13 protein-coding genes are annotated in these 24,125 nt (G+C 38.8%); all 13 read right to left on the bottom strand.

The window, feature by feature from the left end; translation table 11 throughout:
• Window positions 1-27: 27 nt before the first annotated feature.
• A complete protein-coding gene (locus HC965_RS23720; RefSeq protein WP_191033800.1) occupies window positions 28-1,887 on the bottom strand; it encodes a RagB/SusD family nutrient uptake outer membrane protein in 1,860 nt (619 codons plus the stop codon).
• 28 nt (window positions 1,888-1,915) lie between these two features.
• On the bottom strand, window positions 1,916-5,098 hold the full coding sequence (locus tag HC965_RS23725) for a TonB-dependent receptor (RefSeq protein WP_191033801.1): 3,183 nt from the start codon (window positions 5,096-5,098) through the stop codon (window positions 1,916-1,918).
• A gap of 19 nt (window positions 5,099-5,117) precedes the next feature.
• Complete coding sequence (locus HC965_RS23730) at window positions 5,118-6,524, bottom strand: arylsulfatase (RefSeq protein WP_191033802.1); 1,407 nt, start codon at window positions 6,522-6,524, stop codon at window positions 5,118-5,120.
• A 120-nt stretch (window positions 6,525-6,644) separates the two neighbouring features.
• Window positions 6,645-7,592, bottom strand: coding sequence for a family 43 glycosylhydrolase (locus HC965_RS23735; RefSeq protein ID WP_223855001.1), 948 nt, complete (start codon window positions 7,590-7,592; stop codon window positions 6,645-6,647).
• A gap of 71 nt (window positions 7,593-7,663) precedes the next feature.
• Window positions 7,664-9,529 (bottom strand): sulfatase-like hydrolase/transferase, encoded by a 1,866-nt coding sequence (locus tag HC965_RS23740; protein WP_191033804.1) that lies wholly within the window; start codon window positions 9,527-9,529, stop codon window positions 7,664-7,666.
• Window positions 9,530-9,561: 32 nt separating this feature from the next.
• Complete coding sequence (locus HC965_RS23745) at window positions 9,562-10,965, bottom strand: sulfatase (RefSeq protein WP_191033805.1); 1,404 nt, start codon at window positions 10,963-10,965, stop codon at window positions 9,562-9,564.
• 11 nt (window positions 10,966-10,976) lie between these two features.
• Window positions 10,977-13,388 (bottom strand): sugar-binding domain-containing protein, encoded by a 2,412-nt coding sequence (locus HC965_RS23750; protein WP_191033896.1) that lies wholly within the window; start codon window positions 13,386-13,388, stop codon window positions 10,977-10,979.
• 5 nt (window positions 13,389-13,393) lie between these two features.
• Window positions 13,394-15,046, bottom strand: coding sequence for a DUF4971 domain-containing protein (locus tag HC965_RS23755; protein ID WP_191033806.1), 1,653 nt, complete (start codon window positions 15,044-15,046; stop codon window positions 13,394-13,396).
• Window positions 15,047-15,072: 26 nt separating this feature from the next.
• Entirely contained in the window at window positions 15,073-16,443 is a 1,371-nt protein-coding gene (locus HC965_RS23760; protein ID WP_191033897.1) for a sulfatase, read from the bottom strand.
• Between the two features lie 54 nt (window positions 16,444-16,497).
• Complete coding sequence (locus tag HC965_RS23765; RefSeq protein ID WP_191033807.1) at window positions 16,498-18,114, bottom strand: DUF4971 domain-containing protein; 1,617 nt, start codon at window positions 18,112-18,114, stop codon at window positions 16,498-16,500.
• Window positions 18,115-18,662: 548 nt separating this feature from the next.
• On the bottom strand, window positions 18,663-20,054 hold the full coding sequence (locus HC965_RS23770) for a sulfatase (protein ID WP_191033808.1): 1,392 nt from the start codon (window positions 20,052-20,054) through the stop codon (window positions 18,663-18,665).
• Between the two features lie 29 nt (window positions 20,055-20,083).
• A complete protein-coding gene (locus HC965_RS23775; RefSeq protein WP_191033809.1) occupies window positions 20,084-22,039 on the bottom strand; it encodes a glycoside hydrolase family 127 protein in 1,956 nt (651 codons plus the stop codon).
• A 69-nt stretch (window positions 22,040-22,108) separates the two neighbouring features.
• Window positions 22,109-24,115 carry a RagB/SusD family nutrient uptake outer membrane protein gene (locus HC965_RS23780; protein ID WP_191033898.1) on the bottom strand — a complete coding sequence of 669 codons (2,007 nt, stop codon included), beginning with the start codon at window positions 24,113-24,115 and terminating at the stop codon, window positions 22,109-22,111.
• Window positions 24,116-24,125: the final 10 nt, after the last annotated feature.

Below are 24,125 nucleotides of genomic sequence, written 5' to 3' on the forward strand. Positions count from 1 at the left end.
TTTTAATGATCTTATAAACTAACACACTTACCAACCGGGATTCTGCTCTAGATTATTTAATGAAGCAGCATCATTCATAGAGAACGGATACCAGTAATTCTTCATCTCAAATACCCGTATTTCCGGAATGACATCAATGGTTTTAAACGTAAATTCCAGAGTACTTTTATCTGCCACCTTCGCATGGTCTTTATTCTTCGGAGTAGCCTCAATTCCCTTTATAGGATATTGTCCCGTAAAAAGCTCATGTGCTATCATCCAACGGCGTATATCCCACCAACGATGATTTTCAAACATCAATTCGACTGTTCGTTCACGACGAATAGCTTGTCTAAAAGCGTCCGAATCATTATAAATATCAGACGGAACATTACCTATTCCAACCCGGTTACGAATTATATTTATAGCCTCTAATGCAGAATAATCACACCCCTCCACCTTAGTAGTCACACTTCCTGTTGCCTCGAACGATGCCTCTGCCAAGTCCAGATAAATCTGAGCTACTCTAATATAGACAGTTATCACCCGGTTCAATCCATACAATTCCTTCCACTGATCGGCTCCTTCCCAAAGGAACTTCTTACATAAGTATCCAGTCTGCTGACGTTTATTTGTCTGATTATTATTGATGACCGTGTTATACATATTTCCTCCGACATAGGTGGTTATATACTGATCCTTTCCACTTTTATTCTCTCCCCATTTATTTCCCGGATACAATATATTATTATAAAAACGTGGATCTCTTTTATCATATGGATGCTGATCGTCATAGCTCGCCTTCATATGCGTTATTGGATAATATAACCCATCATCTCCCTGTTTTTCATATATATCTACCATATTCTGTGTCGGAGCATTATATGCCACCGCATCATTTCCAGTACCTGATGCATACTCACCTGCCAGCCAAAATGCACGTATATACCTTTTGTAGTTATATTCTCCCAATGCTTCCTGGGAACGATTATACCATAGATATTCCGGTTGCATATATGGAGGAGCTTTCCAATAAAATATATTAGTATATTCTTCTTTTTCCATCAAGCGATACCCCATTTCCGGATGGTCCTTTATATATTTCAAAACCGCATTTGCCGATTTTGCAGCTGTTTTTGCCCTATCGGCATCATATTTCATTATTTGAATACTGGAAAGATCGTTTTGCATCAAAGGACTTGCATCATATAATTGCGCCATTGACTTGAAGGACATCGCTGCGATCTTATTCGGTCGTCCCGCATTGTTATCATCCCACATATCAGGCAACATCGTTACAGCCTTTTCAATATCGGTCATCATCCAATCATGAGATTCATGATAAGTTTTTCTAGGCAAATCTTCATCTCCATCTCCTACGAATAATTTATCAAATATCGGCATCCCGCCATATCTATTAATGAGCTGAAAATAAAACCATGCCCGCAAAAAATGAGACTGTCCCAATAATTCGTTCTTCTGTTGTTCTGTAAGTCCCGAAACCATATCTATATCACGGATCACTCGATTCACAATACGTATCCCCTGATAAGCTTTCCAAATAGAGGTACCTCCATTCTTATTACTATTACCAATTTCAAAATCGGTACCTTCCTTACTCAACCAGCTCCCTGAATTTATAGGTTTAGCTTCCGTAAAATTATAAAGTGAAGCGAACTCGTCGGAAATAGCTCCTATATATGTGCGACCATTATTATATTTCTGATACAAATGGAAATTATCCAAGAAATTATAAGCCCGGTCCATGAACCCTCTAATTGAAGCATAATCTTTATAAACATCATCCTCGGATAATCCCATATCCGGTGATTTATCCAGAAAATCCTCACAACCAGTATGAATACCTAATATACAAATGGCAATCATACCAACCCATATTTTTTTCATATTTATATTCATGACAATCTATTTATTTCTAGAATGAAAGTCTGACTCCTACATTATATCTCTTAACAATGGGATACACTGAACTGCTCCCGGTTTCCGGATCTCTTCTGCTATCAACATTAGAGATTGTAAATAAGTTATTGCCATTTACATATACCTGACAACTACTAATGCTCATCTTTTTTATCCACTTTTTAGGAAATGAATAATTTATTTCCAAATTCTTTAAACGAAGATAAGAGTGGTTGGTATAACTATATGTACTGCTTTGACTATTATAATCGTTAACCAGATGTACTGAAGGGCGGGTTATTCGAGTCGAATACATATCATCCGGCGTCCATCGGTCTAACGCATCCGGTTGAGCTTTTATATTACCCTTTGGAAAGTCCCATAAAAAAGAGCCTATCTGATCTTTATATACTCCCGTAGCTGCATAAAATAATGCATCTATACCAATTCCCTTATAAGTAAATCCTAACGAAAAGCCATAAGTGGTTAATGGATAGTTCATGTGAGCTGCCGGAGCCGAGTCTTTTCCGTCAATGACACCATCTCCATTATAATCAATATATGCCAAATCACCAGGAATCAATTGATTTTGTAAACCGTTAGTGATATTGCTCTGGGTATAATTGAATATATCATCAATAGATGATAAATTCCCCGAAACTATATACTTTCTCACATATCCGATCGGTTTTCCCGCAGCCTTTAAATAATCATCCATACGATTAGGATCGTCCTTAAATACTACACGGTTTTCACTAGTAGCAAAATTAAACTTTGCATAATAGGATATATGTTTCCCTATCTTATCATTCCAGGCAAACTCCAGTTCCAAACCATGGTTTTTCGTTTCACCGATATTAACAGATGGTAATCCAGCTCCCATCCATGGTGCAATCGTGTTGCGCGACATTAAAATGCCTGTACGTTTTTCATTAAACAAGTCGACTGATGCTTTAAACTTTCTGAAAAGAGTCATTTCTATACCCAGATTCTGTTTTGTTGCAGTTTCCCAAGTAGCATCATGATACGCTAAACTACCTTCTGTATACAAGGGGCCGTAAGTTACATCCTGATTCTTTCCAAAAGTTACATTACCGCCCGACTCAAACAACTGAATATAATTGAACCGGGGAGCACCCTTGTCGCTACCGACTTCTCCATATGAATAACGAATCTTCAAGTTTGTCAGCCATTTTTCTTGGATTTTCTTCATAAACGGTTCTTCCGACAATCTCCATCCTATGGAAAAAGAAGGAAAAAAACCAAAACGTTTTCCCGGAGCAAATTTCTCAGAGCCAGTATATGCCGCATTTACTTCTGCCAAATAACGTTCTTTCCAGTTATAGGTAATACGTCCTACCCAATCTTCTTCATAAGAAGCAAACGACATCTTACTATTATTATTGGATTCTGTACTATCTGTAATCTTACGGTTGAATACAGCCAAAGCTGTTACATTGTGGTCATTAAAACTTCTCTGATAATTCAAAGCTATTTCATAATATAATTTACGTCCATAATTCTTAAAATTATCATGACTGGCTCCAACCGGACGGTCCTCTTCCATTTGCCAAGTAGGAAAACGGTCTTCTCTTATCACCGGATAATCAATTGTTCCATCCGCATTCACTGTAGGATTTGCATAATCATACACTCTATAATATCTGATAAAAGACTTAGAAGATGCATCAGCATCATTGTTTCCATACATTTTAGCTTTAAAAATGCTTGATTGCCTATCCGAATATGTGTTGTATGAAACTGACGCTTTCACTGAAAGCCCTTTAGTTATCATACTCAAATCTTGTTTTAAAATAACATCATAAAAGCCTTGAAACGATTTATACTGCCGCTGTCCCTGAGAATTCATCTGAGCTACAATATTTCCATCTCCCTGTCCGTCAGCTCCCCATTCACCATCAGAATATTTAATAGGAAACAGATTGGTCGGTGTCTGTATAAACGGATCGAAAATATAACCATCCCCATTATCTGCATCCCGATATCCCGGCTGATTCCTATACCCCATCTTTCCTGCAATATTCACAGAAAATGTAGTGGTTTTCGTCAGTTTAAAATCAAAGTTAGTACGCCAATTATATCTTTTATAATAAAACCGAGGGTCAAAATCAGGCTGTTTCTTTGTATTATAAATATCCCCATCGTTCAACATTCCTAATGAAGCAAAGTAAGACATACGCTCTGTACCACCACTGATATTTAAATTGTAGTTTTGTTGAAAACCAAAATTACGTACCATCTCATTCCACCAGTCTACCTGAGGAAAATAATCATTATAAGGTCCATAATTTCCTGTTGCATATGCATGCTCCCAAGCTGCAATAGTTGATTCGGGAATGCGTTTATCCCACATACCATCATTAGCAGCCGCTTCATTGTACATTTTCATCGAAGTAGGATAATCTGCCCATTCTAACTTTGAAGTAGGTTGTTTAAAACCAAAGTTTGCAGAGAAATTCACTACTGTTTTTTTATTCTCTCCGCGTTTCGTTGTAACCAAGATTACGCCATTTGCTCCTTTCACACCATATACAGCTGTAGCAGAAGCATCTTTCAATACCGAAATAGATTCGATTTCATTAACATCAACATCATTAAAATTACGTTCCACACCATCCACAAGAGTCAACGGAGCCGCATTTCCCCATGTAGCCTTTCCACGAATAAACAGATCAGCAGCGTCTGCTCCCGGTTTGGAAGATGTATTTATAGCAACCACTCCCGGCATCTGTCCCTGCAATGCTTCCGAAACAGTTGTTACACTACCAACCTTTAGCAAATCATCTCCTTTGGCTGTTGCAATAGAGCCAACACTGGAAGCCTTTTTTTGTTGTCCATATCCAACGACAACAACTTCTTCAATCTGTTGCATACTTTCGGACATGATAACTCTCGACAAATTGAGATTAGGCTTTACTACAATCTCAACATCCTTATACCCAATAAACGAAAACAGCAATACTTGATTTTTCTGTGCTGTAATAGTGAAATTACCGTCTACATTGGTAATCACCCCATTAGTCGTTCCTTTCACCGTGACATTTACTCCAATCAGAGGTTCATTAAGCACCTCATCCCAAACTTGCCCTTTCAATGTCATCTGTTGAGCATATCCGATCCCCATCGAGCACACCACTAGCAGCAAGGCAAGTACAGACTTGACTTTCATGTTCTTCATATATTAAAAATTAAATGTGTTATTTTTCAAAAGCGAACTTCCAATTATCATTGGTCGTTCTGGCTTGTTTCATAATCTTCTTTAATTCCTGCACTTTCTGAGGATACTGCTTTAATACATCTGCTACTTCCCCCGGATCTGCATTTAAATTATATAGTTCATACTTCTCTTTCTTCGGATTATTAACCTGAAGATGTAATAGTTTCCATCCGTCTTTAATCACAGCTTGCTTACCTCCCTGTTCGTGAAATTCAAAATAAAGGTAATCATGCTGTTTTTGCTTTCCCTTACCTGTCAAAGTTGGCAAGTATGAAATACCGTCAATACCGGCGGGAGCTACCGTACCAATCAATTCACACATAGTTGGCATAAAATCCCAAAAAGAAGAAACCTGATAAGATACCGAACCTTCAGGAATCACTCCAGGCCACTTTACTACAAATGGAGTACGTATCCCCCCTTCATACAAATCACGTTTCATTCCTCTAAACGGACCATTACTATCAAAATATCTGGGATCATGCCCACCTTCCTTATGAGTACCGTTGTCTGAAGTAAAAACAATAATAGTATTATCTAAAACCCCTTTTTTAGACAACAAATCAACAACTCTTTGTACATCCCTATCCAAACGCGTAACCATAGCCGCAAAAGTAGCCCTCGGTTTTTCCTGTGGACGATACCCCTTACCCGGATAAGGAACTTCCTCAAATTTTCCATCATAATCAAACAATTCATTATTGGGTACTACGATATCTGCATGAGGAATCGTTGGAGTCAAATACAAGAAAAAAGGCTTATCTGTATTCTTATCTAAAAAGGCAAGTGCTTTATCCATTATCATGTCATGAGAATACACTTTATTTTCCAACCTTACCGGAGTATTGTTCTCGAATAACTGGATAGGATAGTAGTTATGAGCATTTCCTTGCCCCAAATAGCCGAAAAAATAATCAAAGCCCTGGTTATTAGGATGTCCCTCGGCCGAAGGACCTCCTAACCCCCATTTTCCGACACATGCCGTCACATAATCTTTAGTTTTAAAAACCTCCCCCAATGTTACTTCTTCATCAGCCAAATTCAAGTCATATTGCCGTCCATCTTCGGCTGTATACCCCTTATTACCTCTGATAAAAGAATGCCCGGTATGTTTTCCAGTCAATAAAACACAACGAGACGGAGCACTGACTGTCGAACCGGAATAATGTTGGGTGAACTTCATTCCCTGTTCAGCCAATGCATCAATAGCCGGGGTTTTAATTCGTTCCTGTCCATAACATCCTAAATCTCCAATCCCTAAATCATCAGCCATAATAAAAACAACATTAGGAGTTGTCTTGTTAGAGTTTTGCTGTTGAGCATATCCTGAGACAAATGGAAGCATCAGCGTACCGGATGCTAACAAAATCTGATTCACTTTATTCATCTGTGATTTCATTTCTACACTAATTTAAAGTCAAACGTTTATATTCGCACTACAAAAATAGACACTACAAAAGTTAATCAATGGTGAAAAATAAGTCATTCGCAGGGTAAAAAACGGTCATTAGTATCTTTGAATGCCATTTTCAGAGCATTTTAACTCTGCCATTTGTATAAAAGCATATCTTTGGTGTTTTTCCAGTTCCGAGCCTTTGACCTTTTCAGGCCGAAATGGCTCCACATGATAAAAAATATAAGTTCTATCATCTTGCACAAGCACACTGGGATGCCTTGCCTGACTCCAATCCAAAGTTCGGGAAGAAGTGCCAGTTTCCATGATTTGTCCATGATATTTCCAAGTGATTCCATCATCGGAACTATAAGTTGCGAGTCCTTTGTGCGGATCGGTCAACATATAGAAGCGGTCTTTCCACAGGAAAACATATACTCCTTCCTGATAGCCTATTCCATGTACTTTCTTATCATTAACCTCTCCTTTTACGTCTCCCTTTACAGTCCAATCATTTAGATTACTACTTTCAGCATATCGAATCGTCTTACGTCCCTTTGTATCCTGATTATTAACACCTCCAACATAATACATCCGAAAATTCCCGTTCTCCAATTTAATGACTGAAGCATCCAGACAATCATCCTCACCAATAGTGACGTCAACTCGTTTCCATCCATTCAACATATCGGCAACAGAAGCCTTATAATGTGCAATACACCCACCCGTTCCCCATGGTGGAGTGGCATCTTCTTTGTATGTGACGAACATATGAGCTTCATCTCCATTGAGAATAATTCCCGGAGCCCAAAAAGTATGCCTGCTATCTGGTTTTCCTCCTTCTCCATCAAAAAGGCAATATCCTCTAAACATCCAATTTTTCAAATCCCTGGAAACCGCCACTCCTATCGGATTACCACACGTAGCCGCCACCCCCAAGGCCGGACGCCTACCTGTATAAAAACACATCCATTCTCCCGAAAAAGAATTCCATACAATTTCCGGGTCACACGAACCACAATAGTAAGGATCAGCATAAATAGGAGCAGAAAACTCTACCATCTGTTGAGATTTTAACGCACCAGGAAACAGAAGTAATATAACGGTCACATAATATTCAAAAAATGTATTTTTCATTTCACCTTTAAATATTTTAACCGCCAATCTACACCATTACACTTCTGAGGAACATCCGCCGCATCTAATACGAACTGATACCCTAAACCGGCATCTTGCAAATACGTGATGTCATTCAGTATCAAAAGAGATTCCGCACCGGTCTTTGCTATCTTCAAAGCCTCCCGCATTGGATTTGCCGGATCTATTTGCTTTACTTTACTTAAAGCAACAATAGCCCGACTCCGCACATAAGCTTGCGAATCGTTCAATAGTTTTTTTAATTCTTTATTTAAAGAAAAAGACTCCCTTCCAAAAGAAGCACATACTGTAGCCCCCCAATAACGATCTACCGGATCCAATGAACTTAATGCTTCACGAAGTTTTCCTTCTATTTGTTTGAAAGGGTAAAGTTCCAAATCTGCAATATCCGAATACCTTCTTAAGGAGATAGAATTATCCCGACCGAACTTTGTCGGATTCTGTTTTCCATTCTCCAACCATTCACACTCCGGGAAAAAACCTAGATCATATTCATCAAGCATCTTTTCTTTCAAAATTCTACGTAATTCTTTCAATTTGGCTTTGTATTCCGGATCATCTGCCAAATTATGGATTTCATAAGGATCAACAGACAAATCATACAACTCCTCAGCTCCCTGTGGTTCAAAGAAACGTCTCTGAACAGAATTCAACTTACCCATTTCATACAATTCACGCCATTCACGAAAAGCCGCCTGTTTATAACGATAAAATGCATAAAGAGATTTGGAATGATAAGGTTGGAAATTACGAGAATACTTAAAATCTCCTTTTCGAAGTGTACGATTAAAAGCATAAAGTTCATCAAAACGATCGCCATAACCATATACCTCATCGCGCGCTTCCAACTGTTCCAAAGAAATGTCAGTTCCCAAAAAAGGAATACCATCCATATCGTCTGGTATATCTACTCCTGCCAAATGAAGTAAAGTCGGTCCAAAATCCATAAAACTGACTAATCCGTTTGCTCTCGTATCAATTTTAACTGGCAATTTATCACGCCATTTTTTAGGAACATACACAACTAAGGGCACTTGCAAACCGGTTTCAGTCGTATACCCTTTCGTGCCCGGAAGAGAACCGCCATTATCACCAAAATAAAAAATAAAGGTATTATCCAGCTCACCGTCAGCCTCAAGCATATCTATCAACTGCCCCAGTTCTTTGTCTGAATCCTGAATACGGTCATAGAAAGTAGCATATGTATACCTGAACAGTTCTGTGTCAGGATGATAAGGATGCACGAAAACTTTGGAAGGACTATTGATTGTTGGTACTTCCTGAAGAGCAGTTTTCTTAAACTGCAATTTCCCTTCATGCGTCACTGCATTCGTACGTACATGGAAGAAAGGCATATGTTTATCAGGGCGTTTACGCCAATCACCCATTTTTCCATCAACAATATCCCATGCTGTTTTATCCAAAAAGCAATTATAATCCGTTTTTGAAGCATTCGAAGTATGATAACCTACATTTCGTAAATAAGCCGGAAACATTTTAAGACCCTCAGGCATAGGCACTTGTTCCAGTTTACGATGAAAACCAGCTCCTAAACGAGGTGCATAGCACCCTGTAATCAAGGTAGAACGGGCCGCAGAACTGACAGGAGCATTACTATATGCATTGTTAAAAACAATGCCTTCATCAGCCAATCTTTCTACGTTAGGAGTTACGGCTCCATATTCCCCATTATTATATAAACTCAAATAATGTTTAGATACATCTTCGGTCATGAACCATACAAAATTAGGGCGTTCCTGTTTTACTTCTTCGGCAGACAGCAATGCAAAACTGCCTGATGCCCACAAAAAACCTATTCCTTTTGCTAATTTATTATTCATATAATATCATTTTTGTCTTTCTGAAAACGAATTCACATCTCTTCTTTTATTTTCTCCCCTGTCAGCCTGTCTGAAATATCTTTTTTCAAATTTGTTTCTCCGGGAAAATGGTCACCAACCGATTGTTGCCATATATCAAGAGCCATTCTTAGTTCTTCAACTGCCCTTTTCTTTTGTTTCTTCCCTGCAAGATTCTTCGTACAATGTATATCATCAGGTATTTCATATAATTCCTCAGCTCGACGCGGAGCTGTAAAGCAATCTTGCTGTACTAAAGGAAGCTGTCCTTTTAAATAGCTATCAAGCATCTTCTTATAAGCAGGCATACGCATCGTTTCACCAACAGATGGATTAGGCAAATGAGGCAGCCAGTTCTTTATATATACATATTTTCTAGTAATAACCGAACGCTCATAAGCCTTAAAGACATGCCAATTATGTTCTGCAAAAGCATAATTACGTATCTCATCCTGAGGATTTTTCATTATAGGCAACATACTTACCCCTTGTAGACCGGGAGAACGTTTCACTCCGGCCAGTTCCAGTAAAGTAGGTCCAATATCAACAGCACTAGCCAGGCTATTTGTCACAGTTCCCTTTTTTATTAAAACAGGATAGTAAACAATAAAAGGAGACTTCAAACCCTGCACATTGACACGAGTTTTGCATTGTGGAAATGGACGTCCATTATCAGTCATTACTATAATAACCGTATTCTCCAATATCCCTTCCTCACGTAGTACATCTAAAACTTGACCAATATGATTATCAAATCTCTCTATTTCATCATAATAGTCGGCCAGTTCTTCACGCATTTCCGGTGAATCCTGCAAATAGGGCGGAACTATTACATCTTTAGGATCAAAAGGGTGTTCAAAATGTCCTTGCTTATATGGCCGGTGCGGATCAATAGATGCTGCAAACATAAAAAAAGGTTTATCTTTGGGACGTTGATGCAAAGCTTCCTTCCACAAATCAACCATTGTCCATGGTTTTGACCAGTCAATGAATTTACCATAATCAAAGCGTGCTTTTACTTTCGGATTATTTGTTCCATGAGTCTTTCCAACAAGCATAGTGTAATATCCCTTATCATGCAAACGATCCGGGAATAAATTAATATGTTCCGGCATATTCTCATGCAAATTAGGTGCCCCGGTAGCGCTAGGATACATCCCCGTCAAAATTGAACAACGACTGGGACTACTGGAACTTGCCGTCAAATAGAAATTATTAAAGCGCATTCCGTTTCGGGCCAGCCAGTCAATATTAGGGGTGTGAATGGTCGGATGCCCATAAGCACCGATTTCCTCCCATCCCAGATCATCTGCTATAAACACCAGAATATTGGGCTTCTGCACTGGAGCATCAGCTTTGACAGCATGGGGTGCGGCAACACTACATAAAGTAGCTAAAGAATAGATTACATTTTTCATCTCATTTCGTGTTATTCAATTTCAAAATCAATATTGCAAGATTGTAGCAATGGGGAAGTTAATTTTATGTTCACTTTTCCTTTGCTGATAGTTTGAATATAGCCTAACAACGTACCATTCTTACAACGTTGTCTATTATCACGATAATTGTCAGCGACATTATTATCACCACTTTCAAGCCCCAGCAATTTGGCCGGTCCTTCCATATGACATGTTATTTGATTATCTGCCAATACTACCGGAATTCCATTCTCGTCTACAATGTGAATCATCAAATGTATGCATTCCTTTTCTTGTATATGGTTATCCTTATCCAAAGTTGCCTTTATAGCATACGGACGTCCACTCGTACGTATCATTTCCTTCGTAACGGCCTTGCCTTCTTTATATCCTACAACCTCTAAAGTTCCGGCAATATAAGGAATATCCCAATAAATAATGGCAGTCTGGTCATCATATTTTCTCTTTTCTCCTACCAACCCACCGTTCAAATATAACTCTGCTTCTTCACAATTGGTATAAGCCACTACCCTAACGAGCTCTCCTTGTTCATAATTCCATACTGCCGGGGCATTGGTTAAAAGTTTTTTCTTATTTTCATTATTCTTATATGTACCTATATAAATGGTAGGAGCATCGGCCCATAAAGCACGGCGAAAATAACCATTAGGCTTTATGTTACCAGCCAAATCGATCATACCGGTAGTAAAACCTCTTGACGGCCAAGGTCCAGCCTCCCCCAAGTAGTCGAACCCTGTCCAAATAAACTGTCCCAAAATATACTCATTATCACGAACCGCTTTCCATGCATTCAAGTCATGACGAGTTTCACTGCCATAAAGTATCCTTCGGGGATATTTTTCATGGTCAAGCTTATATCGTTGTTCCGTATAGTTATATCCAACAATATCCAGAACACCCGGATAATCCGTTTCATTGGACATTACTGCTCCTGCCAAAGCAGCAGTAACGGGACGAGACAAATCATATTTTTTCACTTCAGCCACCAGTTCTTTGGCAATATCTCCTAAACGCTCCGCACGAGGCTGATTTTTTTGATACCCCTTCACATGCTGCTGCCCGATTCCCTCTTTATCTAATATTGGATGCGAATAAGGATCATTGGGATAATCAACTTCGTTACCAATACTCCACATTATGACCGAAGGATGATTACGATCACGACGAACCATATCAGACAAATCCCTTTTACTCCATTCGCGAAAATAAGAAGCTGATCCCTCAAATCCAGGTTTACCTTTATTCCATCCTGCTATCCATTTCTTTTTAGGATATTCCCATTCATCAAAAGCTTCGTCTTTCACCAATAAACCTAATTCGTCACAAAGTTCATAAACACAAGTAGCCTGCGGATTATGGCTCATACGAATGGCATTACATCCTATTGCTTTCAATTGCATCAAACGACGACGCCACACTTCCTTAGGAACCGCCGCCCCCAAACAACCTGCATCGTGATGGACACATACGCCTTTTATTTTCATACTCTTCCCATTCAAAGCAAAACCTTTATTGGAATCAAAAGTAAGAGTACGAATTCCTGCCATAGTCCGAGTTTCATCTAAAACCTTTCCATTCTGTAAAACACGGGTATAGATAGTATATAAATGAGGAATATCCAAACTCCAAAGTTCCGGCGACGGAATAGCAATGCGACTTTCAGTCGTAGTTACTTTATCAGGCAAAGCATGACAAACAGAAATATCCCCGGCAACCTTCTTTTTATCCGGAGAATATACTTCATGTATAATTTGTACTTTGGATGAAAGCGCCGTCGCATTATTTATCTCTGTCTGTATTATCAGATCCGCACTATTCTTCTTTACCTCTGCCGAATAACTTACTCCCCATTGATTAATATGCACCGGAGCGGCATATACCAGATACACATCCCTATAAATTCCTGAACCTGTATACCACCTGGAATCCGCATCTTGCGAATGATCTACTCGTACGGCTAATACATTTTTACCACCATAATGTATATAAGGAGTCAAATCATACATAAAAGAAACATATCCGTTCGGGCGCTTGCCAATCCACTTCCCGTTAATAAAAACTTCACTATTATTATAAACGCCCTCAAAATAAATATAAACACGTTTCCCTTTTTCATTTGCAGGAATATCCAAATCTTTACGATACCACCCAATCCCCCCCGGCAAATATCCGGTACAACTCGATAAGTCCGGGCTTGCAACAGCCTCGACACTCCAGTCATGCGGCAAGTCTAATTTCCTCCACTGAGAATGGTCAAAATATTCTGCACCTAAATATTTCCCGTCTCCCAGATAAAAAAACCAATTGTCATTAATAAGTTCTCGTCTGCCAAAACCTTGGCTAAAAACCTGCAACAGACACAATTGCATTGCCAGAAAGAATATAAATCTATACTTATTCATCATAGTCATAATTTTATGCTCAAGAATACAATACTTTTCGAAGGAAGATTAACAGTCAATGAATTATTTGCCATAGTAAGCTTTTCACTTTGTCCCTCTATGGGAAGTGATATATCAAACATGATTTGTTCTGCCTTTCCCTCCAATGACGCGCCATCCAAAAGGAGTGATACATCTTTCAAATCATTCTCATTCTTATTGATTATAGTAATAAACAGCTCTTCATCATTAACAAAAGCCATCGTATAAACATCATCTTTTATACCATAAGCCTGAATAGGAACATACCACATGGTATTGCCAGCTATCGCATTGGCAAACACTTTCATAACATAATAAGAACGCATTCTTTTAGCCTCTTCGCCTTTTTTAAAATAAATGGATCTTGTTTCCGAATTTACCCCTCGGGAAAAAGGCTCGAAAAAAATTTCTCCCTGAATCCCATCCTTATAAAACTCAGCTTTCTCTTGATAAGCATCCAGTATAGCATCCAATGTTTCCGGCTCTACCCCATTTGTACGTCCTCCGGAGCCAATTCCAGTCTCATCCGCAAATGCATATTTCCCATTACGTCGCGCTTCTTCAACAAACATTTCGTACAAGTACTGATCGCTCTCATTATTATTTAAATTGTGAGTTGAAAACCCATAATACAAATCAAGGCTACCATTTTCCTTTGCTGATTTTATAAAGTTCACACCTTGGGTAATTCCCCAGCTTGCCGGGTCTACATATAAAGGCTTTGTTATGCCTCTAGCCAAACACTCTGCATTCAACCGTAATATGATTTGTTTAGCACGTTCGGCATTAATTACTCCTACCCACTCTTTGGCAATAGCCAAATACTTGACAGGCACTCCATTGTTCTGCATATATTCCAGATAATCAGCGAGAAAAACAGCATATTTCGCACAATCAAAGCGGGTTGTCGGCTTATAATCGCAAATCCACTCAGGAAGATTATTTTCATTATTATAACCATTATAGTCACTTTTCATAGTAGCCCAAAACTGAATATTGGAATTCACTGCCTGCAATAGTTTCATACTTTTCACCGCATCTTCATAGAATGAAAGATTCTTTTGCCCTTCTTCCAATTCCTGCTTCTTGTCATAAGAAACCCGGCAAACATCGAAATGTATATCTTGAAAGCACCATTGAGCCACTTCTTCCGGGTTAGCCGCCTTTTGTAGAAAGAACTGACTACGTTCCATATCTCCTCCAACCAGAAGGATTCGCTGCTTTCGTTCATTCAAGTTTATTTTCAAGGCATTATCCAAAGGAATTTCATAATCTTTCAATATGATGGTATAAGTAATCTGATTGTCTGTGCTTCTCGCAACAAAACGCTCCTCTCTCTCCCAATTATTCAGGTAAGTATGCGGATCAGGATATAGGGTTGTTCCCGGAATCAAAGTATATCCGAGATTCGTTATTTGGCTCCCATCTTTAACCCCGCTAATTATAATTTGGTGATTTTCATTATCCACCACCGCTTCTATTTTCTGTTCATTCATCCATACCACAAAGGAACTTAATAATCCCTCATTCGTTATTTTATTATCATTGGAGCAACAAACATGTGATACCCCTATGAATAGAAGAATCAACCAAAAGAAATATTTCAACTTACAGTTTGTATATACATGTCTCATCATAAACTCTTGTATTTTAAAATTCTGTTCTACTTATTTCCTAAATAATAAGGATTCAATTCCATAGGAACGGGGGCTTTAGTACGCTTTATCCAATCCATTAATTTTCCGTAAAGCTCTTTCCTCTTTACCGACTGGCTACGGGACAAATCATGAGTTTCACTCAAGTCATCCTTCAAATTGAATAATTCTACTGACTTGTCTTCATAATAGTAAATCAGTTTCCAATCGCCGGAACGAATACTGGAATATGGAGTAGCACGCCAATCCTTACCACTCTTTTTATAAGATTCCAAATAAGCCGGAAAATGCCAGAATAAATCTCTTTCATATGCCTGTCTACCAAGTAATGAAAAAATATCATCTCCATCCAACTCTGCTACCGGCTTCCCTCCCGCTATCTCGACAAATGTCGGATAAAAATCTACTCCGGAAACGGGCACATCAGAGATTGTGCCAGGTTCTATCTTTCCCGGCCATTTTATGATTAACGGAACACGAGTCCCTCCCTCGTAAGGAGAGCCTTTACCTTCACGCAGAGGAAAATTGTCTGTCACAGGTTCCGAACCACCGTTATCTGAATAAAACACGATAATCGTATTGTCTGCAATACCCAATGAATCGACAGCACGGCAGACCCTGCCTACATTTTGGTCAAGACTTTCAATCATAGCAGCATATACCGGATTGGAATGATATCTGCCTTTCGCCTTTTTCTCGTATTTTTCAATCATTTGCTGAGGTGCACGCAAAGGCGTATGTACCGCATGATGTGCCAAATATAAAAAGAAAGGCTGCTCTTTATGTTCATTCATAAATCCGATTGCCTCGCTTGTAAGCCGGTCTGTCAGATATTCACCGGGAGTTCCTTCGTCCAACCCCAAGTGGCACTTTTTCTTCTTAGGATTGCAATACGGATAAAAATAAGCATAAGGAGTTCCGGCTCTTTCTCCTGCAATATTGAAAACGAACCCCTGCGACAGAGGTCCTGTTCCATCTTTATCGTCTCCCAAATGCCACTTCCCGACATGCCCGCATTGATATCCATTAGACTGTAAGGCTTCAGCCATAGTTACAAAATCAGCACAGACATCTTCATTATTAGGTATTGGGATAAGTTTGCGTTTAGTCTTGTCTCCACGATCAGGCGGATTAACTGTAAACACTCCGTGACGCGGAGTGTACATCCCTGTCATAAAGCAGGCACGACTCGGAGCCGAATTGGCAGCCGCAGCATAAGCATTGGTAAACAACATCCCCTGGGATGCCAGCCGGTCAATATTAGGAGTCTCATAAAAATCACTTCCTGTCACTCCCAAATCAGTCCATCCCAAGTCATCGGCCATGATAAATACGATATTGGGCTGTGATACTTTAGCCTGCAACGCTATTGAATGCATACCTAAAGCAAGCGTTGCAAAAGAATACATAATCTTTTTGTTCATCTCTTCTTTTTATTTAAGTTGAAATTGGATATGTGTAATCGACCGTCGTGGCAAATTTACAGAAAACGTCTTATCACTCACTTTGTTGGCTACTGCGTCTTCCCCTTCAACCGGGGTGTTATCCCTCCATTGAGTGTAAGTAACTTCACCGTCAATTGTTCCTTCGTCCAATCCAAATTCATAATTCTCATAATTAACAGCCTCCGACAAATCATTTTCCGGGCACATATTGATTGCATATACATTCAACTGATTTCCTTCTCTGAAAGCACGCGTCTGGAGTTTTCCTTTCTGAAAGATATCTACACCATCATGGTCAGTCATTTCAACAGGGCGAGCACCACGCAAAGGAGCGGATACGGCACGCATCAGACATCCTCTCAGGTTACCATCCCGCTTGTAATCCCACCACATAAATCCGTCCATTCCTAAATCCGTTTGATCCCATAACGCGCAAATGGCTGTTTCAGCATGATTCAATATATCCGGTTGTGCAGTCTCCGATCCCCAATGAGGCTCTGTCGCCCAAAAAGGACGTTCTCCTATCAGAGACAATTCAAACCTTAACTTCTCAAAATAACGATGCTCCGGATAATAATGTGTGCCATAAATATCAATCCGATCTCCCCAGCCGCTATCAAGAAACTTTTTCCACCAACCATTTTCCACGTCTCCCATTGGCTCATACCGTTCCGGACCTACAATCAACGGCATCTTAAAATTCAGTTTCGTAGACTGCTCTTTCAGATAATCCACTATCTGCATATGTTTTTGAGGAGTTATATTTCCTTCATTGAAGTTAATCTCATTATCAATACCCAGCACATTGACTACGATATCTTGGTCTCTCATATATAAGATATAATCAACCAGCATCTGACCATATTTCTCGGGAATCACCCCATTCTTATCCTTTACCCAGTCTGGGAATGAGTTTTTCCCGTCCAGTTTTTTACTGGCAAAGATAGTCAGTCCCCTATCCCCTCTTGCTATTTTAGCCCTATTAATCGAAGCAATCATCTTTGTATAGTACGATTCCTCTATCTTTCCCGGTTCGGGATGAGCCGGTCTTGTCGCATCTCCATAAATAGAAATACGTACGCCATTCATATCATCTTCTATAAAAAATTCGTTAGCCTTGGCAAGGGTATTAATCGCGCCGGCATTTAACTTCAAATCGTAAAAGAAATCTTTGATTTGTCTCCCGTAATATTTTTCCGGTGAGATCACAGCATCTCCCAAGTCTTCCTCCTCTTTCTCATTATCCGCCAAAATAACGATGTAGAGCTGCTGTCTCCCGTTCTGAGTTATAATAAAACGTTCCTCATTTTGCCATTCATGAAGCCAAGTTTCAGGTTTGGGATAGACTGTTGCATTTTCCGCCAATTCATAATCAACTCCCACAATCAGACTACCATCCCGAATACCTTTTATTATTATTTCACCTGCTGATTCATCAATTGTACTACTTATATATTCATTGTCCACTTTCACTTGGAATGACTTTATTAAAGACTCGCGACGATTGTCGTCTTGACTACCGTCACAACCACATAAAGTTATAGACATAAGACACAAAATCAGTATCTTCCGAAATTCATCACAGAAACCAGGAAACTCTTTCATTATATAGCAATTTAAAGTTAATTATTCAAATAAAAAAGCGGGATAAACAATGTCTACTCCACAAAGTTCTATCCCGCTGTAGCCCTAAAACACTGTTCCTGACCCTAAATAATTCTAAAAACCAATCCTATACCTAAAACTAAACATTTGTTTCAATAGACTACGCAAAGTTCGGTTTTGTTTGTTCAAAAGAGGTATATAAATCATTCAAAGTATACCTAGAAATTGTTCATTATCGTGCTGGTAGGAAGTAATTGTTCACTTGTCAACCGTTTATAGTCATCCTGCAGTTCATTAAAGGATACCATGTGGTTCATTAAGAGATAGTATATAAATCCCGGTTAAATTGAATGTACGAGATGAGCATCCCGTACACCACCAGATGAGCATGTCATACATGACGGGATGAGCATCCCGTACATTCAATCTTATAATCATCGACATGTCATCTCTATATATTCCAATTGTTATGTCTTAATAGTCTGAACATTACATCTTAATATATGTGTACCAGTATATGTAAGTTCGAGTTGATTCTAAACCGTGGTTCAACGCTTGAGTGTTTTTCCTGTTATTCTATCTGAAGTATCTTGTTTCAATTTGCTTTCATCAAAAACATCACCAATGCTCATTTGCCAAGTTTCCAGAATCAGATTAAGTTTCTCTTTCATTTTTCTCATGGATTTTTTATTTGCTATATTATTCAAGCAATGTATATCTTTAATAGTATAAAAGAGTTCTTCTTCCGGACGTGGGGAGATAAAACAGTCTTGTTGAACAACAGGCAGTTCACCTTTTTCATAGGCTGACAACATCGTTTTATACGAAGGTTCGGTCATCACTTCGACCACAACAGGATTAGATAATTGTGGCAACCAATTTCGTATGTATATATATTCTTTAGTAATTAAAGCCCGTTCATAAGCTTTAAATACATGCCAATTATGTTCTGCAAAAGCGTATTTCCGAACTTCTGCTTCGGGTTCTTTCAATACAGGCAGTAAACTTACTCCTTGTAGTCCTGCTGCTCTTTTCACTTTTGCTATATCCAGTAGAGTAGGAGCAATATCGACCGCACTAGCCAAGCTCTCTGTCACTACGCCCTGTTTTATCAACGGAGGATAATATACTATAAAAGGTGACTTTATCCCTTGCATATTAACTCTTGTCTTCGATTGTTGAAAAGCACGACCATTATCTGACATTACAATAATAAATGTATTCTCCAATTCACCTTCTTCCCTCAATAGTTTCAATACTTGTCCCACATGATTATCAAAACGAGATATTTCATTGTAGTAGTCGGCAAGTTCTTCTCTCATCTCCGGCGAATCCTGCAAATAGGGAGGAACGACAACTTCATCGGGTAAATATGGTTTCTCATACTCTCCCTGTTTGAATGGTCTATGCGGATCAATAGAAGCGGCAAACATAAAGAAAGGTTTATCCTTAGGACGTTGTTTCAATGCATCTTTCCATAAATCAACCATTGTCCAAGGCTTAGACCAATCAATAAATGAACCATAATCAAAGCGTTTCTGTACAGCAGGCAAATTTGTACCGTGTGTTTTTCCTACAAGCATAGTGTAATACCCTTTCTCATGAAGTCTGTCAGGAAACATGTTTATATAGGCCGGCATATTTTCATGCAGATTTCTTGCTCCGGTACAACTAGGATACATTCCTGTAAAAATAGAAGAACGGCTTGGGCTACTGGAACTTGCTGTCAGATAGAAATTATCAAAACGCATTCCTTGAGAAGCCAACCAATCTATATTAGGTGTTTTCACAACAGGATGTCCGTATGCACCTACTTCTTCCCAACCTAAATCATCTGCTATAAATATCAATATATTCGGCTTCTTCTCATCAGCAGCCATTGAGAAAGTATTACTCATCAATAAGACACTGGAAGCTAAAATCAATGTATTCTGTTTCATTTTATTTCATTCTAGAAGTTATGTTTATGTCAATTGTGGCATTCTTTTCGAACAGGAATCCAAACTTTCATCTTGCAAGTATCACGATTAGCCCATAAGAAATAAGGAATCAATTTTAGTTCATCATTCTGCGACAACACCGGCATTTTAGGAACAATCGAAAAACCGGTAGTTATCGAATGACAAGAGAATGGTTCGGATAAAGATAATTCCAATTTATCCCAATCCGTTACATTGTCTATTTCTTCTGCACAATACACAAATGGACCATAAGTAAGTGCAGCACAATTCTCATTTTGTAAAACAGCAAAATGTGAAGCTATGCGCTGAGGCTGCATAAACAATTCCAACCTGATAACATCTCCTTTAGCCCACTTTCGGTTAATTCTAATATAACCTTTTTCAATTTGATAGTCAATTTCTTCTCCATTTACCCAAACATTCGGGCGTTCATTTGTTTTATCCTGTTCATATACACGATAAAGAGTTCCTGGAAGCGGCTGATTCAGACACCACCCCGGTATTCGTAGACATAAACTAAAAGTTTGTTTCTTATCCGGATTGATCGTCAGGCGAACATCACCTTCCCAAGGATAATCCGTTTCTTGCAGTAAATGCACGTTAGCCCCGTTCACCTCCATATCTGCCTGATTTTCCGCATACATATTTACATATAGCCTATCACCTTTCACACCATACACTCTACTTCCCATAGATGCAACATACCGAGCCAAATTAGGAGGACAACATGCACAACTGTTCCACTCTGTACGTTTTTTATTTCCTTTTGACTCTAAAGGATTCTTATAATAAAAATGTGTTCCATCCTGTGATATACCAGAAAGAATACCATTATAAGTTGCTCTCTCTATTACATCATAATATTTTGAATCTTGATCGAAAGCAAACATTCTTTCTGCCCAATACACCAAACCTATAGCAGCACAAGTTTCCGTATAGGCGTGAAGATTATCCAAATGATAGGGTAATCCAAAAGCCTCTCCTAATTGTTGATTACCAATACCACTGGTTATATAAATTTTCTTCTCCATTACATCACTCCAAATAGAGTCTAAAGCGAGCTTATATTTTTCGTTGTTGGTCAAGGTAACAATATCGGCCATAGCAGCATACATGTATACAGCTCTCACTGCATGCCCCACCGCCTCCCTCTGTTCCGAAACCGGGAGATGATCCTGATGATATTCTTTAAAAAATTCATCTGTATAAGGAAGACGTTCGGAATATTTTCCACGTGCTTCAAGAAAATAATAAGCCATCTCAAGATAAGATGGATTATTGGTTAACTTATATAATTTTATTAAAGCTAATTCTATTTCCTGATGTCCGGGAGGATAGGTCAGTTTCCCCTCGCCAAAAGTAGTAACAATTAAATCAGCAGCCTTTATTGCCACATTCAAGAAACGGTTGTTACCCGTCAACTCATAATGAGCAATGGCAGCTTCTATCATATGCCCCATATTATATAGTTCATGGCTGAAATGTCCCATATTTGTCCAGCGTTCTTCTCCCATAAATTTCATAACCCGGGGATGAGTCGCATGGGTGGTCCGTGCCGTATAAAGGTATCCATCTTTTTCTTGTGCTTTAATTATAGTATCGACAATAGAGTCTGTTTCCTGAAGTAGTTTTTCATTCGGATACTTCATCATTGAATAAAAAGCAGCTTCCAAAGCTTTATACATATCACTATCAAGCCATGTATTATCACTTAGATAATCACCACTAATTTGTCCTGCCGCTAACTGAAAGTTATGTAAACATCCCGATTTCGTACAACGTTCAACGCAATAAGGAACAGTCACCTTTGCATTCTGACCGGCATATTGACTCCAAAATCCTTTTTCAAACGTTACATTTCTCAAAGGTAGAGATGTATAGTCAAAAGCCTTTTCATTTTCCTGACAAGCCAAACAACTAAAAGCCAATACGATAAGAAGTAAAGAAATAGTCTTTTTATTCATTTTATTATGTTTTTTATATTTACGGCATAGACAAATTACCACATCTATGCCGTATTTAATTAAGTGTTCTTATTTTATTGCTCCTTGACCTGCAATGGTAGGCCATCCCGGATTCTGATAAATAGGAGAATCAGAATAATCACTAACACTGGAGGTCAATAAGAAATGATTAACTGCTATAGGATGCCAATAATGTGCCATAGCCCAGCGATAACCATTGTAAACCAGCTCCTTACCTGTACGGGAGAATGGGCGTAAATAGTCGGATTGAGCCGGATCAGACACGGTGGCAGTTGAACTTCCCCAAGTAAGATTAGAATTCCAATTCCCTGCTCCATCCTGATACCATGTTGAAATGGTCGAATTGTATAATTTAAACCCCTCAATATGGTATGGAATTTCAATCATTTGGTCTTTTGCTCTCCATCGTCCCAAATCCATATCTCTCAATCCTTCAGCCATTAGCTCACAACGACGTTCGCGACGGATATTATAAAGAGTAGGATCTATTAATCTCCCGGCAGAATATGCTCCCCAGTCTTTTAACGCTTCCTTTTCCATACGGGTAGCAGCTATCGTTTTATCATAATCCTCATCGACTTTCGCCCGATGCCTTATAGCTTTCCAATATTTATCGGCAGTAGCATCAATCACTCCATTCTTTTCATAAGAAGCTTCGATATAATTCAAATAAGCTTCAACAGCCCGGAATACTATTGAACCGACAGTAGAGATCCCATTACCAGACACTTGTAATCCATCAAAGCTTGTACCTTTACGTAATAAATATCCTGTTACAGAGCCTGATGTGCCTAACAAAATCTCAGGATACCCCTGAACTAGTTTAGCATGAGTCACAGCATCCATATTTATTAATATATTCTTCTGTCCTGGTACTCGCAAAAATAATCTCAAACGGCTATCTCTATCTTTCCTTTGACTTTCCAATTCATCATCTCCTCCCCAAAAAGCTTGGGAATCATAAATCGGCAGTCCATTTTGCATCAAAAAAGATTCCATTAATCCTCTTGTCGCTCCAGTATCTCCATTAGAACCGCTTGCCGCAACTTCAATTGCATGGGTTATTTTCAATCCCTGATCATATTTTCTCCATAGCAACACCTCCGGATATACAGACATATCAACACTACCAAACATCATTAAATAAGGATTTGGAGTTGCGTAATCTTCAGCCGTTTGTGGCAGAATACCGGTATTTTCCGTTAACGGAATTTTATCTGCAACAATCTTTGAGGCCGCCATACTTTGATCTAACAACCATTCTATTTCCTGTTCAATTCCTCCTGCCTGATATTGATAGCCTTGATTATAATCTTTCTTCTTTCCCGGCCAGTCAGCCCCATCAGGAACAAAAGCTGTGTTCTTAAAGTATTTCAACCAAGTAGCCTCATATAAAGCAACCCGGGATTTGAATAACAATGCACAAATCCCCGACAAGCGATTATTCTTACCATCAGGAGCATTTTCCATCATTAATTCAATAGCTCTATCCAAATCTTTCAAAATAAACCTGACAACTTCAGGATGAGGCATTCTTTTGCTAGCTTGTGTCAATATATCCCTGTCATTCGGGAAAGTCTCTGTTATTATCGGAAAATCACCCAAACTCATAACTCGGGTAAAATATTCATAAGCACGCAGCATATATACCTCACCCAAATAGTGCTTGATTTTTGTTATATCCCCTCTGATCTCTCCCTTTTCATATTTCTCCTGAACTATATTCAGGAAATAGTTACATTCAAAGATTTTCTCAAAATTCCATTCACCATCTTTGTCCGGAACGCGCCATTGACCGGGAGTATATTTTTCGGCAGCTAAAGTCCCTGCCTGGTTATCAGTATCTTTATCAAGACCAAAAGTCCCATATGAAAAGTTTTCATGGGTAGGAAATATTTCATATAAATTTATAGCATAACTTGCTAATTGAGACTCTTCCGTCAAATAATTGTCCGGAGTTAACTCAGCTTTCGGTTCTCTATCCAAAAAATTATCTAAACATGCTGTATTCAATAATAAAGAAAATGCAGCAATGACGTATATTTTATAGTTCATCATTCCATTA

The organism is Bacteroides sp. GM023, from assembly GCF_014750685.1.
Taxonomy (GTDB): domain Bacteria; phylum Bacteroidota; class Bacteroidia; order Bacteroidales; family Bacteroidaceae; genus Bacteroides.